Origin of the sequence: Streptomyces sp. NPDC006925, assembly GCF_042869575.1 — a bacterium.
In the GTDB taxonomy this organism is placed as follows: Bacteria; Actinomycetota; Actinomycetes; order Streptomycetales; family Streptomycetaceae; genus Streptomyces.
In genome coordinates, this window is the sequence record NZ_JBIAGB010000010.1 from 200,413 (window position 1) to 214,888 (window position 14,476).

Below are 14,476 nucleotides of genomic sequence, written 5' to 3' on the forward strand. Positions count from 1 at the left end.
CGCCCCTCGGTGAAACGCGCTCGGCTCCGCGACACCACACGCCACACGCCACGCGCGCGAACGGCGGGCGCCGTCCGGAGCCGGTACTACCGGCTCGCGGTCGCGCCCGCCGTCGAAGCGGGTCCGCGCAGCCCGGAGGGCTGTCGGCCGGCCCGGTCCGGTGCGGACCGGGTCAGTCGGAACCCCATCCGCCGCCGAAGAAGCCGTCGTCGCCACCGCCGTTGCCGTCGCCCGGACCGCCGGGCCGCGTCACGATGTTGACCTTGTCGCCCTTCTTGCCCTGGGTGTTGGGCGGCGGGTTGGTGGTCAGGACGATGGACTTGCCGTCCTGCGGGCCCTGGATGTTGCCGATCTGGAAGCCGGCTTCCTGGAGCGCCTTCTTGGCGTCCTTGAGCTTCTGGTTGGTGACGTCCGGCACGGTGGCGGGCTGGTCGGCGGGGGCCTTGGCGACGGTCAGCGTGATGGTGCTGCCCTCCGGCTGCTTGCCGGTGCCCGGGTCCTGCTTGAGCACGGTGCCGGCCGGCTTGTCCCCGTTCTCCTGCTCGGTCTTGGAGACCTTGAAGCCGAGCGCTTCGAGCTGGCTCTTGGCCTGGTCGAAGGGTTTGTCGACGACGTTGGGCACGGTCGGCCGGGACTCGGTGGCCACGGTCAGCGTGACCTTGGAGCCCTTCTTGGCCTTCTGGCCGACGCCGGGGTCCTGGCTGAGCACGGTCCCGGCCTGCTGGTCCTCGGACTCCTGCTGCTTCTTGACGACCTTGAAGCCCGCCTCGTTGAGCTTCTGCTTGGCGTCCGCGTAGACGTCGCCGGTGACGTCGGGCACGCTGCGGGGGGCCTCGTCCCGCGGTCCCTTGGACATGATCAGGCTGACGGTGCTGTCGGGTTCGACGCTCTCGCCGATGCCCGGGTCCGTCTTGCAGACGGTGTCCTTCTTCTCGTCGCAGTAGACGCTGTCGCCCTTGGTGGCCTTGAGCCCGGAGTTGCCGAGCTGCTCCTCGGCCTCGGATGCGGAGAGCCCGGTGACGTTGGGGACGTCGACATCGTTGCTCGGCGAGTCGAGCAGCGCCTTGCCGACGAAGATCGCGCCGACCAGCACCAGGATCACGGCGAGCGCCAGCAGGATCGTCGAGAGCGGGTTCTTGCCCTTGCGGCGGCTGCGCTGCTCGTCGTAGAAGCCGCCGTCGTCCGAGCGCATCGGCGGCAGCATGGAGGTCTGCGGCTCCTGGGCGCGCAGCGCCGCGGTGGGCTGGTCCTCGGGGTAGCCGCCCGCGCCCATGGCCGCGGCGGCGACGGGCTGGCCGTCCAGGCACGCCTCGATGTCGGCGCGCATCTCATCGGCGCTCTGGTACCGGTAGTCCGGGTCCTTGACGAGCGCTTTCATCACGATCGCGTCCATGGCGGGTGCGATCTCGGGGTCGAAGGCGCTGGGCGGCTGCGGCTCCTCGCGGACGTGCTGGTAGGCGACGGCGACCGGGGAGTCGCCGACGAACGGCGGCCGGACGGTCAGCAGCTCGTACAGCAGGCAGCCGGTGGAGTACAGGTCGGAGCGGGAGTCGACGGTCTCGCCCTTGGCCTGCTCGGGGGAGAGGTACTGCGCCGTGCCGATCACGGCGGCCGTCTGCGTCATGGTCATGCCGGAGTCGCCCATGGCGCGCGCGATGCCGAAGTCCATGACCTTCACCTGGCCGGTGCGGGTCAGCATGACGTTGGCGGGCTTGATGTCGCGGTGGACGATGCCGTTGCGGTGGCTGTACTCCAGGGCCTGGAGGATGCCCACGCACATCTCCATGGACCGCTCGGGCAGCAGCTTGCGCCCGGAGTGCAGCAGTTCACGCAGCGTGGAGCCGTCCACGTACTCCATGACGATGTACGGGATGGAGACGCCGTCGACGTAGTCCTCGCCCGTGTCGTAGACCGCGACGATCGCCGGGTGGTTGAGCGAGGCGGCCGACTGGGCTTCGCGGCGGAAGCGGGCCTGGAACGACGGATCGCGGGCGAGGTCGACGCGGAGCGTCTTGACCGCGACCGTGCGGCCCAGCCGGGTGTCCTGGGCGACGTAGACCTCGGCCATGCCTCCGCGGCCGAGCACCGAGCCCAGCTCGTACCGGCCGCCTAGGCGACGCGGCTCTTCCATAGTCTCCAGCCCTCTCCGGTCTTCCGTGCCACCGGGCGTGGTGCTCCCCCAGCCTCCGGCTGGGAGGTACCCCCACGCTTGCGACACGGCGGTGTGCTGCTCGGCATACGGTACCCGCCACAGGGTGCGCGCCCGGTGCGGCCGTGGTGACCGGCCTCACCCGATGCTGCCGACGTGTGTCAGTGCTTGCCGTCGAGGACGGCCTCCATCACGCCCTTGGCGATCGGGGCCGCCAGCTTGCCGCCCGCGATGTCGCTGCGGAGTGTGTCGGAACTCTCCACCACGACGGCGACCGCGACGGGAGATCCGTCACTGGTCTTCGCGTACGAGATGAACCACGCGTACGGGTTGTCCTTGTTGTTCTCGCCGTGCTGCGCGGTACCGGTCTTGCCGCCCACCGTGACGCCTGGGATCTTGCCCGAGGTTCCGGTGCCCTTCTCCACGACCGTCTCCATGGCCGACTGGAGCTTCTGCGCGTTCTCCGGCGAGACCGGCCGGCTCAGCTCCTCCGGCTTGGTCTGCTCGACCACGTTGAGGTTCGGCGCGACGAGCTGATCGACCATGTAGGGCTTCATCAGCTTGCCGTCGTTGGCGACGGCCGAGGCGACCATGGCCATCTGCAGCGGGGTGGCGCGGTTGGATGCCTGGCCGATACCCGCCATCGCGTTCTGCGGACGGTTGTCCTTGGGGTAGATGCTCTTCGCGGGCCGCACCGGAGTGTCCAGGTCGGGGTCCAGGGTGCCGCCCTTGACGTCCTTCTCGAAGCCGAACTTCTCGGCTTCCTCGATCATCTTGTCGTTGCCCAGCTGGTCGCTCATCTTCGCGAAGACGGTGTTGCACGACCACTGGAGCGCGACCCGGATCGAGGCGTTCTTGCACGCCGGGTTGTTGCCCTCGTTGCCCAGGTCGGTGGACGAGCTCGGCAGCCGGTAGGGGTCCTCGGAGTCCGTCTTGGAGTCGATGTCGTAGTCACCGCTCTCCAGCCCCGCCGCCGCGGTGACGACCTTGAAGGTGGAGCCGGGCGGGTACGTCTGCCGCAGCGCCCGGTTGAGCATCGGCTGGTCCTCGTCGTCGTCCAGCTTCTTGAACTTCTCCCCGTCCTCGCCGCTGACGCCCGCGAAGGTGGACGGGTCGTAGGAGGGCTTGTTGGCCAGCGCGAGGATGGCGCCGGTCTTCGGGTTGATCGCCGCGACGGCGCCCTTCTTGTCGCCGAGCCCGTCGTAGGCCGCCTTCTGCGCCTTGGCGTTCAGCGTCGTGACGACGTTGCCGCCCTTCTGCGACTTCCCGGTGATCATGTCGATGGTGCGGTTGAAGAACAGCCTGTCGTCGTCGCCCGTCAGGAACGAGTCGTAGAGCTTCTCCAGCTGGTTGGCACCGATCCGCTGGGAGGCGTACCCCGTGACCGGCGACCACAGCTTGCCGTTCTTGTAGGTGCGCTTGTACTTGAAGTCGGTGCCGTTGACGACCGTCGAGCCGGTGACCGCTTTGCCGTCCACGATGATGTTGCCGCGGGGCTGGGCGTAGCGCGCGATGTCCACGCGCCGGTTCTTCGGGTCGGTCTTGAGTTCGTCCGCCTGCACGAACTGCAGCCAGTTGGTCCGTACGAGCAGGGCCAGGACCAGCAGACCGCAGAAGATCGCGATGCGGCGCAGGGGCTTGTTCACGGTCGGACCACCTGGGTCATCTCGGCGTCGGGTGACGGTGCGGGTGCGGGCGCCGGGCGCCGGGCGGTGTCGCTGATCCTGATCAGGATGCCGATCAGCGCCCAGTTGGCGAGCACCGAGGAGCCGCCGGAGGCCAGGAACGGCATCGTCATACCGGTCAGCGGGATCAGGCCCATCACGCCGCCCGCGACGACGAAGACCTGGAGCCCGAAGGCGCCGGAGAGGCCGACGGCGAGCAGCTTGCCGAACGGGTCGCGGGCGGCGAGCGAGATGCGCACGCCGCGCTCGACGATCAGCCCGTAGATGATCAGGACCGCCATCATGCCGGTCAGCCCGAGTTCCTCGCCGACCGTGGCGAGGATGAAGTCGGAGTTGGCGGCGAAGCCGATCAGGTCCGAGTTGCCCTGGCCCCAGCCGGTGCCCAGCACCCCGCCCGAGCCGAAGGCCCACAGCGACTGGGCGATCTGGTCGCTGCCGGTGCTCTCGATGGTCTCCTTGGCGAAGGGGTGCAGCCACGCCTGGACGCGGTCCTGCACGTGCGGCTCGAACGTGGCCACGACCGTGGCGCCGCCGGCCGACAGCAGCAGGCCGAAGACGATCCAGCTGGTGCGCTCGGTGGCGACGTACAGCATGATCACGAAGAGGCCGAAGAAGAGCAGCGAGGTGCCCAGGTCGGTCTCGAAGACCAGGATCATCAGGCTCAGCGCCCAGATGACGAGGATCGGGCCGAGGTCCCGGCCGCGCGGCAGGTACAGCCCCATGAAGCGGCGGGAGGCGAGGGCCAGCGCGTCCCGTTTGACCATCAGGTAGCCCGCGAAGAACACCGCGATGATGATCTTCACGAATTCACCCGGCTGCAGGTTGATGAAGCCCAGCTTCACCCAGATCCGGGCGCCGTTGACCGGCGGGAAGAACACCGGAAGCACCAGCAGCACCAGGCCGACGGCCATGGAGATGTAGGTGTAGCGCTGCAGGACACGGTGGTCCTTCAGCAGCAGCAGGATCGCCACGAACAGCGCCAGCCCGATCGCGGAGTACATCAGCTGCTTGGGCGCGTCCGGGCTGAAGCTGCCGAAGAGGCTCTCGGCGCGCTGGCGCAGCCGCTCGGACTGGTCCAGCCGCCAGATCAGCACCAGCCCGAGCCCGTTGAGCAGCGTGGCCAGTGGCAGCAGCAGCGGGTCCGCGTAGGGCGCGTACCGGCGCACCACCAGGTGGCCGACCCCCGCCAGCAGCACCATCCCGAAGCCGTAGCCGAGCATGCCGGAGGGCAGTTCGTCGTTGATCGCCAGCCCGACGTTGGCGTACGCGAAGACGGGGACGAGCACCGCGAAGACGAGCATCGCCAGCTCGGTGTTGCGGCGGCTGGGCAGTCCGCCCGAGGACACGGTGGTGTTGCTGCCCGTGTTGGTGAGGTTGCTCATGCCTGTGCCGCCCCCTACGGCCCGGTGCACTGCTTGGCCAGCTCCTGCTGCTTCTCCGAAAGCTCGGGGCTCGGTGAGGGAGTGCTGGAGGCGGCGTCAGTGGTGTCGTTGGTGGAGCCGGAGGTGAAGGCGGTGTGCGCGACGGTGCCCACACCGTTGCCGGCGTCGCCGACACCCGCGGTACCCGTGCCGGTGCCGCCGGTGGTCGCGTCGCCGGGTGCGTTCTGCTCGTCCTTGCGCTTCTTCTCGGAGTCGTTCGCCCCGTCGCCGGAGTCCTTGCTCTTGTCGCCCTTGTCCTTGTCCCCGGAGTCCCCGGGCTTCTTCTTCTGCTCGGCGACGATCTTGCAGACTTCGGACTGCGCACTCAGCTCGTCCAGCTTGGCGCGGGCCTCGTCGCGGCTGTTCATCGCGATCGTCTCGCGGAGTTCCTTGCGCTGGAAACCGGCGAGGTACTTGAGTTCGATCTCGGGGTGGTCCTGGTCGACGTTGTGCAGCTTGACGCCGGCCAGCTCCTGGTTGATGCCCCGGTAGAGGGCGACATGGTCCTCGTTGGCGCCGACGTAGTACTGCGTCTGCGTCCACCGGTAGCCGCCGTACAGGCCGCCGCCCGCGACGGCCAGCGCCAGCGCGATCCACAGCGAGCGCTTGAGCCAGCGGCCCTTGCGCTTGCCGGGCTTGGCGAAATCCTCGTCGGTGTAGGGGCCGAACTCGCCGGCCGGCGGGGCCGGGTCGGCGTTCGGCGGACCGAAGCCCTCGGGGGCCGCGGAGCCGCCCTGCGGGGGCACTCCCCCACCGCGTCCGAGTTCCGCCGCCCGTGCCGCGGGGGTGCTGCGTGCCGCGCTGTCGCCGCCCGGTGCCTGCTGGCTCTCGGCGACGGCGCCCACGATGACGGGGGTGTCGTTCAGCCGCCCGTGCACGGTGTCCTCGGGGCTGAGCGCGTCCACGTCCAGCACGTCGGCGACGATGCAGGTGATGTTGTCGGGCCCGCCGCCGCGCAGCGCGAGCTGGATCAGCTCCTGCACGGTGTCCTGCGGGCCGTGGTAACCGGCCAGGGTCTCCTCGATGGTCTGGTGCGAGACCACCGCCGAGAGCCCGTCCGAGCACAGCAGGTAGCGGTCGCCGGCCCGCACCTCGCGGATCGAGAGGTCCGGCTCCACATGGTCGCCGCTGCCCAGGGCCCGCATCAGCAGCGAGCGCTGCGGGTGCGTGGTGGCCTCCTCCTCGGTGATCCGGCCCTCGTCCACCAGCCGTTGCACCCAGGTGTGGTCCTGGGTGATCTGGGTGAGCTGGCCGTCCCGCAGCAGGTAGGCGCGGGAGTCGCCGACGTGCACCAGGCCGAGCCGCCGGCCCGTCCACAGCAGCGCGGTCAGTGTGGTGCCCATGCCTTCGAGCTGCGGGTCCTCCTCGACCATGACGCGCAACTGGTCGTTGGCGCGCTGCACCGTCGTCCCGAGGGAGGTGAGGATGTCCGAGCCGGGAATGTCCTCGTCGAGCTGGACCATGGCGGAGATCACCTCGGAGGAGGCGACCTCCCCGGCGGCCTGGCCGCCCATGCCGTCGGCGACCGCGAGGAGCCGCGGACCGGCGTAGCCCGAGTCCTCGTTGTGCTCGCGGATCATGCCGTCGTGTGATCCGGCGGCGAAGTGCAGTGACAGGCTCATGCGCACCTCGCCCGTCGGCTCCGGGTACATCCGCACGGTGCCCACCCTCCGGTCGTCATGTCGGTACTACTTCCGCAGCTCGATGACCGTCTTGCCGATACGGATCGGCGCTTCGAGCGGGATCGGCGTCGGTGTGGTGAGCCGGGTCCGGTCGAGATACGTGCCGTTGGTCGACCCGAGGTCCTCGACGATCCACTTGCCGTCACGGTCCGGGTAGATCCTGGCATGCCGGCTGGACGCGTAGTCGTCGTCCAGCACGATCGTGGAGTCGTGTGCGCGGCCCAGGGTGATGGTCTGCCCCTGGAGGGCCACGGTGGTGCCGGTGAGCGACCCCTCGGTGACGACCAGTTTGCTGGGGGCGTTCCGGCCGCGCCCGCGCCTGCCGCCGCCGCCCTGCGGGGCCTGCTGCGGCTGGGGGCGCTGCGCGGGGCGCTGGGCCTCGGCGCGCCGGGCGGTGCGCTGCGTCACCCTGGTGCCGAACAGGTCGCTCCTGATGACCTGGATGGACACGATGACGAACAGCCACAGTACGGCGAGAAACCCCAACCGCATGACCGTGAGGGTCAGCTCTGACATTGCCCCCGCTTCACCCTTCGGCTTGCCGGTAAATGATCGTGGTACTGCCCACGACGACGCGTGAGCCGTCGCGGAGCGTAGCGCGCGTGGTGTGCTGTCCGTCCACCACGATCCCGTTCGTGGAGCCCAGATCCTGGATCGAGGAGGGGGTTCCGGCCCGGATCTCGCAGTGCCGGCGGGAGACTCCGGGGTCGTCGATCCGTACGTCGGCCTCCGTGCTGCGGCCGAGCACCAGGGTCGGGCCGGAGATCTGGTGGCGGTTGCCGTTGATCTCGACCCAGCGCCGCGTCTCGGTACCCGGCAGCGGTCCGGCCGAGCCGGAGGGGCCCGGCGCGTAGGACGGCGGGGAGGCGGGCACGGGCGGCGCCGCAGCGGGGCGCGGCGGGAATCCGCCGTCGGCGCCTGCGGCCGGGGCCGCGCCGCCGTGCTGCGGGGCCTGCTGGGAGGTGCTGGAGGCGAGGGTGCGGCTGCGCACCCGGTAGAGGCCGGTGTCGAGATCGTCGGCCTTCTCCAGATGGACCTTGATCGGTCCCATGAACGTGTAGCGCTGCTGCTTGGCGTAATCCCGCACCATGCTGGCGAGTTCGTCCCCGAGCTGGCCCGAGTAGGGGCTGAGCCGCTCGTAGTCGGGCGGGCTGAGTTCCACGACGAAGTCGTTGGGGACGACCGTGCGCTCGCGATTCCAGATCGTTGCGTTGTTGTCGCACTCGCGCTGGAGGGCGCCCGCGATCTCCACAGGCTGCACCTCGGATTTGAACACCTTCGCGAAGGTGCCGTTCACGAGTCCTTCGAGCCGCTGCTCGAACCGCTTCAGTACTCCCACGACGCACCTCCTTCCCAGCTGTTCTCCGGCCTAGTGCCCGCTATGTCCCTGGCGCCTGTCTCGATGTCTCCGTCCCAGTGTCCCCGGCTTTCGGGCACGACGCTTCCGCGGTACTGCTTACTGATCGTATCCACGCGCGGAGGGAACGACTGGTTCCCCATTGGGGCCCGGTGCTCAAGTGTTGCCCCTCACAGTGATCCGCGCGTGCCCCCGCCCGCAGTCGCCGGTACCGCCCTACACCTTTGCATGGATAGTAGAGCGCCCGCGCTGGGTACCGCACCGAGTGTCCGGCCGCGTCCGGTGACCCCGCGGGCGGTGTCCGGCGGAAGGCTGCGAGGTGGCGGGGTGGAATACGGATGTGAGTCCACCCCCGGCAGCGTGCTAATCTTCTGGATGTCGGCAGGCGCCCGCACCGGGCGAGCCGGCAACACCCAATGCGCGGGTGGCGGAATAGGCAGACGCGCTGGATTCAGGTTCCAGTGTCCGAAAGGACGTGGGGGTTCAACTCCCCCCTCGCGCACAGCGACGAAGGCCCTCACCGGGTTCCGGTGGGGGCCTTCGTCATGTCCTGCGGGATGCGCGGGTCCGCGGCTTCCGCCACTCCGCGGCTTCCGCTTCTCCGCCGACTTCCGCTTCTCCGCGGTGTCCCGTGCTTCCGCGGTGTGCCCGTGACCCGGCCCCGGAGCCGGGCTCGGGGCCGGGCCCGGGGGCCGGGGGCCGGGTCGGGGCGGCAGCGCCGGGTCCGGCGGCCGTCGCTCAGGCGGCGAGCCGGGCCGCCAGTTCCTTGCCGCGGCTCTCGGCGGCCTCGTGCGCCCGGGCGCGGGAGGCCCTGGACGGCTCGACGAGGTGCTCCATGCCCGGCGTCGTCTCGGCCAGCGTGAGCTCCGGCACGATGAACTCGACGTCCAGTCCGAAGCCCTCGGGGCCCAGCACCGTCTCCAGGTAGGGCAGGACGAACTCGAAGTTCTCGCGCGGGGTGCCGGGGCCGTAGCCGCCGCCCCGGCTGGCGACCACGGTCGCGGGCTTCCCGGCAGCCGTCCGGGTCTCGGCGGCGGTGGTGCGCCCCATCAGGATCACATGGTCCAGCCATGCCTTGAGAGTCGAGGGGATCGCGTAGTTGTACATCGGGGCGCCGATCAGCACGGCGTCCGCCGCCTCCAGTTCCGAGATCAGCTGCTCGCGCAGTGCGAAGGCTGCGGCCTGCTCGGCGGTGCGGTCCGCGGGGGCCGTGAAGCCCGCGCCGGCGCCGAGGCTCTCCAGGTGCGGGACCGGTTCCGCGTTCAGGTCGCGGTAGATCACCTGGCCGTCCGGGTGCTGGGCCTGCCACGCCTCGCGGAAGGAGGCGGTGACGGAGCGGGAGACCGAGGCGCCGTCGGGGAAGACCGAGGCGTCGAGGTGCAGGAGGGTAGCCATGGGAAGCTCCTAGTGATTCGTAAGCTGTCCAACTTTCCGATGTAGCTAGATATAACATAGGTACTTACTTTTCTGCATCCACTTGCGGTGACGCAGTACCCTGGAGTCATGTCAGAGCTTGGAGAGGTGCGCGATCAGTCACAGGAGTGCGCCACGGCCGCGGTCTGCACCGAGCCGGAGAGCGCCGTCACCCGCGTCTTCCATGTGCTCGGCAAGCGCTGGACGGGGCTGATCCTGGCCGCCCTGATGAGCGGCCCGGGCCACTTCGCCGAGCTGCGCCGCGCCGTTCCGGGCATCAGCGAGCGGATGCTCTCCGACCGGCTGACCGAGCTGGCGACGCTCGGCCTGGTGTTCCGCTCCGTCGAGGAGGGCCCGCCGCTGCGGGTCAGCTACCGCCTCACCGACTCCGGGCACGCACTGAGGCCCGCCATGGTCGAACTCACCCGCTGGGCCGACGGCCACCTCCCGGAGTCCGCGGGGACCTGTCCGGAGGCGTTCCGGCGCTGAGCAGGGAAGCTCCCTGCGGCCCCTGCGGCCCGTCCGGCCCGTCCGGCCCGAGGCGGAGGCGCTCCCAGCCTCCGAGGCGGGCTTTCCGGGCCCCGAGGGCCGGCCTTCCGGCTCCGGTCGGACGGCGCTCCCGTCCCCGAAGCGCGGGTTTCTGCCCCGAGGCGGTGGCCTTCCGGCCCCCGGGGCGGCGCGCGGCGGTCGTAGGGTGGTCCCGATGAACCCCAACTCCCCCGCCCAGGCGAGCGAAGATCCCCCCGCGAGCGGCGCCCAGGAGCCCCCTGCCTCGGGGGTGGAGGCTCCGGAGGCGAACCGGCCTCCGGGGGCGAGCGCGGAGCCCGGCACCGAGCGCCTGGAGAAGGCGGTACGGGCCGCGGAGGCCGCGCTGATCGAGTACGAGATCGCGGTCGAGACGTTCCGCGTCGAGGTGGAGAACTTCTCCCGGCTGCACCACCAGCGGCTGGGCCCCGTCTACGCGCGGCTCGACGAGCTGGAGGCGCAGATCGCGGAGACGATCGCGGCCCGCACCGGCGATCCCGAGGACATCCGGAAGGCCGACGCGGCACGCGGCGCCGTCCTGCCCATGCCCCAGGTCGAGGAGCTCTTCTTCGGCTGGATCGACTCGACCGGCATGCTCCCCGAGGCCCAGGCGATGCTCAACGAGCAGCCCGTCAGCCCACCGGGCCGGGTGCGACCCAGCGAGGACGCCCGCAAGGCGTACCGGGACCTGGTGCGCAAGGCCCACCCCGACCTCGCGCAGGACGACGCCGAGCGCGAGCGGCGCGAGGCGTTCCTCGTGCGGGTGAACAAGGCGTACGCGGACGGTGACGCGCCCGCGCTCGCCGCGCTCGCCGAGGAGTGGGAGGCGGGCCCGCTGCCCGGTCCCGTGGCCGAACTGCTGCGCAGCGAGGAACTGTACGCCCGGCTGGAGTGGCTGGCGCGGCGCAAGGAGATGCTCGCCGAGATGGCCGCGGAGCTGGAGGAGAGCGCGATCGGGGCCATGCTGAAGCTGGCGCCCGACGACCCCGACGCGCTGCTGGACGAGATCGCCGAGCAATTGCTCGGACAGGTGGCCGAGCGCGAGCAGGAGCTCGCCCGGCTGAGAGAGGGAGAGCAGGAATGAACCCCGTTCCCGGGCAGGTACCGCAGACCGACGCCGCCTCCGTGCCGGCCGACGCGCTGCTGCTGGACGTCCGCGAGGACGACGAATGGGCCGCCGGACGCGCTCCCGGCGCGCTGCACATCCCGATGAGCGAGTTCGTCGCCCGGCAGGGCGAGCTGACCGAACGCCTCGGCGACGGCGGTCCGGTGTACGTCGTCTGCCGGGTCGGCGGCCGCTCGGCCCAGGTTGCGGGCTACCTCTCCCAGCAGGGCGTGGACGCGGTCAACGTCGACGGCGGGATGCTGGCCTGGCAGAGCGCGGGCCGCCCGCTGGAGGGCGACGGGGACCCGGCGTTCGTGCAGTGACGACCCGCCGGTGACCCCCTCCGCCGGGTGCCCCCCGGGGTCCCCGGGGACCCCTCCGGGGGCGGGGGTCCTCTCGCCGGGTGGCCCGGCGCCGGACGGCCTTCGGGGCTGCGCCGGGTGCGCCCTTCGGCTGCCCGCCGTGCGCCCCTTCCTCGGCTCGGTTCGGTGGATCCTTCGGTGCGGCCCGGTGCCCTTCCGCCGGTGCCCGGTCGTCCGCCCCGCCTGTGACGGCAGCCGCGGTCGGTGCGGGACGAGCGTGCCCGCGCGGCTCAGCGAAATGGGCGGAAGGTGTGTCCCCTGCGGGGCGGGCGGGCGCGGAACTCAGCGGACGGCCAGCAGGTCGGCGAGGGCCGCCTCGTGGGCTGCCGCCGGGCCGTAGGCGAGCTCCCACTGCTTGGCCCAGGCGTGGAAGCGGTGCAGTGGGTACTCGGTGTCGGCGCCCATGCCGCCGTGCAGATGCTGCGCCGTCTGCACCACCCTGCGCACGCCGTCGGACGCCCACATCTTCGCCACGGCCACATCGGCCGGATCCAGCCGCCAGGCGGCCTGCCAGAGTGTCGCCTCCATGGCGCGCAGGTCGATGTACCGGTCGGCCGCCTGGACGGCCACCGCCTGGAACGTGGCGACGGGGAACCCGAACTGTTCGCGCCGGCCGACATAGTCGCTGGTCATCTCCAGCACCCGGCTGCCCAGGCCGAGCGCCAGCGCGCAGGTGCCGGTGGTCAGCAGCCGGTGCAGCCGGTCCGTCGCACCGGGTGCGTCGAGGACGTCGCGGGCCGCCACCCGCGCCCCGTCCAGCCGCACCTCGGCATACCGCTCGCCGTTGGTGGACGCCTGCGCGGCGAGGGCGACCCCGGCGGTGCCCTCGGGCGGGACGAACGCCAGCAGCGTGCGCCCCTCGGCCGTGTGCGCCGGTACGACGACGAGGTCGGCCGTCTCCGCCCACGGCACGGCCGTCTGGACCCCGTCCAGGACCCAGCCGCCCTCATTCCCCTTGCCGTCCTTTGCCGGGGTCGCCCGTACCGCGCGCTCGGCCGGCTCATGGCCCGTGCTCCCCTGCCCTGCGACGCTGAGCGCCGACCCGCCCGCCACGACCCGCGGCAGCAGCGCGGCCTGCTGCTCCGCCGAGCCGTGGGCGGCCAGGATCCAGGCGGCGGCGCAGGTCTCCAGCAGCGGCACGCGTGCCAGTACCCGGCCCGCCTCGCGCAGCACCAGGCACAACGCCACCGGGTCCAGGGCCAGCCCGCCGTGTGCTTCGGGCACGGTGAGCCCGAGCAGGTCGGCCCGCGCCAGCCGCTGCCACAGCTTCCGGTCGAAGTCCTCGGCGACCGCGCCGGGAGACAGGGCGGGACTGCCCACGGTGTCCGGGGCAACCGCCGAGAAGACACCCCGGGCGGCTTCCTGGGCGGCCTGCTGTTCTTCGCTGAAGGTGAAGTCCATCGCGCTCTCCCCGGGTTGCCCTCCCGACTGAACTGACGCTGCGTCAGGTTAGAGGTCGGGACGGAACCACGCCAGAGGGCCGGGCAGCCCGGAGGACCGGACCGAGCCGTGTCGCGCTCCGAACAGCGCTCTGGATGGCGCTCTGGATGGCGGGCCGGGCAGCGGCTGGAGCGGTGCGCCGCGAAGCGGCCCGGGTGGCGGCCGGAGCCGGGGCGGCGGCACGCCGTACGGCGCGGCCGACCGGCGAGTACCGCATCGCGCCGGGCGAACCCCGCGCGGTCCGGCGGCGGTCCGGGGCGAAGGCGCTACCCGTCGAAGTCCACCTCCACCTCCTCCGTGAGGGGGTGGGACTGGCAGGCCAGGACGTAGCCGACCGACAACTCCTCCTCCTCCAAGGCGAAGTTGCGGTCCATATGCACCTCACCGCCCAGCAGCCGGGCGCGGCAGGTGCCGCAGACCCCGCCCTTGCAGGCGTACGGGGCATCGGTCCGGTTCCGCAGCACCGCCTCCAGCAGGGTCTCGCCCTCCCGCACCGGCCAACTGCCGCTGCGTCCGGCGAGGGTGGCACGCACCGTGGCGGATCCTGGCACCGTCCGAGTGGGCGGTGGTGGAGCCGCGGCGGCCGCCTCCGCGTGAAAGATTTCCTGGTGGACGCGGTTCGCGGGTACTTCCAGCGTCCGCAGCGCCCTGGCCGCGTCCTCCACCAGCCCCAGCGGGCCGCACAGGAACCAGCCGTCCGTCTCCCGCACTCCGGGGGCGGACAGCAGCGCGGGCAGCAACGCGGTCAACCGCTCCTCGTCCAGCCGCCCGGAGGGCAGTCCGCTCTGCTGCTCCTCGCGGGAGAGCGCCGTCACCAGATGGAAGCGCCCGGGGTAGCGGTCCTTGAGGTCGGCCACCTCTTCCAGGAACATCGTGGAGTCCGTGCTGCGGTCGCTGCGTATCAGGCAGAAGCGGGCCTCCGGCTCGCGTGCCAGCAGCGTGCCGGCGATGGACAGCACCGGAGTGATGCCGCTGCCGCCCACCACGGCGGCGAACCGGCCCGCACGGGGCTCGAGCACGAACCGGCCCATCGGCGGCAGCGCCTCGACGGTCCCGCCCGCGGTCAACTCCTTGAGCGCGTACGTCGAGAACTCGCCGCCCTCCACCAGCCGGATACCCACCCGGAGCGTCTCGGGCCGGGGCGTCGCCGGGTCGCACAGCGAGTAGGTGCGGCGGATCTCCTCGCCCCGCTCGTTCATCCGCCGCAGAGTGAGGTGCTGGCCCGGGGTGTAGCCGAAGGTCTCCCGCAGTTCGGGCGGCACCTCGAGGGTGAGTGCGGCCGCGTCGTCGGTCAGCGCCTCGACCGAGCGGACACGCAGCGGGTGGAAGGCGGGCAC

General features: G+C 71.3%; 12 protein-coding genes and 1 tRNA gene. 4 read left to right on the plus strand and 9 right to left on the minus strand.

Features of this window, described 5'->3' with window-relative positions; translation table 11 throughout:
• Positions 1 to 172: 172 nt before the first annotated feature.
• The 6 genes from pknB to ACFYNS_RS16610 form a co-directional block, all read right to left on the minus strand.
• On the minus strand, positions 173 to 2,131 hold the full coding sequence (gene pknB / locus ACFYNS_RS16585) for a Stk1 family PASTA domain-containing Ser/Thr kinase (RefSeq protein ID WP_360295108.1): 1,959 nt from the start codon (positions 2,129 to 2,131) through the stop codon (positions 173 to 175).
• 179 nt (positions 2,132 to 2,310) lie between these two features.
• Positions 2,311 to 3,795 (minus strand): penicillin-binding protein 2, encoded by a 1,485-nt coding sequence (locus ACFYNS_RS16590; protein WP_360295111.1) that lies wholly within the window; start codon positions 3,793 to 3,795, stop codon positions 2,311 to 2,313.
• Entirely contained in the window at positions 3,792 to 5,216 is a 1,425-nt protein-coding gene (locus ACFYNS_RS16595) for an FtsW/RodA/SpoVE family cell cycle protein (protein WP_074999279.1), read from the minus strand. The genes ACFYNS_RS16590 and ACFYNS_RS16595 overlap by 4 nt, the downstream gene beginning before the upstream one ends.
• A 14-nt stretch (positions 5,217 to 5,230) precedes the next feature.
• Positions 5,231 to 6,877: a Stp1/IreP family PP2C-type Ser/Thr phosphatase gene (locus tag ACFYNS_RS16600; protein WP_388603444.1), complete on the minus strand. Its 1,647-nt coding sequence runs from the start codon at positions 6,875 to 6,877 to the stop codon at positions 5,231 to 5,233.
• 66 nt (positions 6,878 to 6,943) lie between these two features.
• A complete protein-coding gene (locus tag ACFYNS_RS16605) occupies positions 6,944 to 7,453 on the minus strand; it encodes an FHA domain-containing protein (RefSeq protein ID WP_019356785.1) in 510 nt (169 codons plus the stop codon).
• A gap of 10 nt (positions 7,454 to 7,463) precedes the next feature.
• Positions 7,464 to 8,276, minus strand: coding sequence for an FhaA domain-containing protein (locus ACFYNS_RS16610; protein WP_388603446.1), 813 nt, complete (start codon positions 8,274 to 8,276; stop codon positions 7,464 to 7,466).
• A 436-nt stretch (positions 8,277 to 8,712) separates the two neighbouring features.
• Here ACFYNS_RS16610 and ACFYNS_RS16615 point away from each other — a divergent pair.
• Positions 8,713 to 8,796 (plus strand) — tRNA-Leu (locus tag ACFYNS_RS16615).
• A gap of 236 nt (positions 8,797 to 9,032) precedes the next feature.
• Here ACFYNS_RS16615 and ACFYNS_RS16620 read toward each other — a convergent pair.
• Positions 9,033 to 9,689 carry an NAD(P)H-dependent oxidoreductase gene (locus ACFYNS_RS16620; protein WP_360295121.1) on the minus strand — a complete coding sequence of 219 codons (657 nt, stop codon included), beginning with the start codon at positions 9,687 to 9,689 and terminating at the stop codon, positions 9,033 to 9,035.
• A 108-nt stretch (positions 9,690 to 9,797) separates the two neighbouring features.
• Between ACFYNS_RS16620 and ACFYNS_RS16625 the strand changes: the two genes are divergently transcribed.
• The 3 genes from ACFYNS_RS16625 (at position 9,798) to ACFYNS_RS16635 (ending at position 11,660) form a co-directional block, all read left to right on the plus strand.
• Positions 9,798 to 10,196 (plus strand): helix-turn-helix domain-containing protein, encoded by a 399-nt coding sequence (locus ACFYNS_RS16625; protein WP_360295124.1) that lies wholly within the window; start codon positions 9,798 to 9,800, stop codon positions 10,194 to 10,196.
• 214 nt (positions 10,197 to 10,410) lie between these two features.
• Positions 10,411 to 11,316 (plus strand): J domain-containing protein, encoded by a 906-nt coding sequence (locus ACFYNS_RS16630; protein ID WP_360295126.1) that lies wholly within the window; start codon positions 10,411 to 10,413, stop codon positions 11,314 to 11,316.
• Positions 11,313 to 11,660 (plus strand): rhodanese-like domain-containing protein, encoded by a 348-nt coding sequence (locus tag ACFYNS_RS16635; RefSeq protein WP_360295129.1) that lies wholly within the window; start codon positions 11,313 to 11,315, stop codon positions 11,658 to 11,660. Before ACFYNS_RS16630 ends, ACFYNS_RS16635 begins: the two co-directional genes overlap by 4 nt.
• 321 nt (positions 11,661 to 11,981) lie before the next feature.
• Here the strand turns inward: ACFYNS_RS16635 and ACFYNS_RS16640 are convergent, their stop codons facing one another.
• Positions 11,982 to 13,100, minus strand: a complete 1,119-nt coding sequence (locus ACFYNS_RS16640; RefSeq protein ID WP_360295132.1) for an acyl-CoA dehydrogenase family protein — start codon at positions 13,098 to 13,100, stop codon at positions 11,982 to 11,984.
• A gap of 305 nt (positions 13,101 to 13,405) precedes the next feature.
• On the minus strand, positions 13,406 to 14,476 hold the full coding sequence (locus ACFYNS_RS16645) for a 2Fe-2S iron-sulfur cluster-binding protein (protein WP_388603450.1): 1,071 nt from the start codon (positions 14,474 to 14,476) through the stop codon (positions 13,406 to 13,408).

Coding starts and splice junctions, on each gene's coding strand:
- pknB (WP_360295108.1), bottom strand. CDS start 2,131: ATGGAAGAGCCGCGTCGCCTAGGCGGCCGGTACGAGCTGGGCTCGGTG.
- ACFYNS_RS16595 (WP_074999279.1), bottom strand. CDS start 5,216: ATGAGCAACCTCACCAACACGGGCAGCAACACCACCGTGTCCTCGGGC.
- ACFYNS_RS16600 (WP_388603444.1), bottom strand. CDS start 6,877: ATGAGCCTGTCACTGCACTTCGCCGCCGGATCACACGACGGCATGATC.
- ACFYNS_RS16605 (WP_019356785.1), bottom strand. CDS start 7,453: ATGTCAGAGCTGACCCTCACGGTCATGCGGTTGGGGTTTCTCGCCGTA.
- ACFYNS_RS16620 (WP_360295121.1), bottom strand. CDS start 9,689: ATGGCTACCCTCCTGCACCTCGACGCCTCGGTCTTCCCCGACGGCGCC.
- ACFYNS_RS16625 (WP_360295124.1), top strand. CDS start 9,798: ATGTCAGAGCTTGGAGAGGTGCGCGATCAGTCACAGGAGTGCGCCACG.
- ACFYNS_RS16630 (WP_360295126.1), top strand. CDS start 10,411: ATGAACCCCAACTCCCCCGCCCAGGCGAGCGAAGATCCCCCCGCGAGC.
- ACFYNS_RS16635 (WP_360295129.1), top strand. CDS start 11,313: ATGAACCCCGTTCCCGGGCAGGTACCGCAGACCGACGCCGCCTCCGTG.
- ACFYNS_RS16640 (WP_360295132.1), bottom strand. CDS start 13,100: ATGGACTTCACCTTCAGCGAAGAACAGCAGGCCGCCCAGGAAGCCGCC.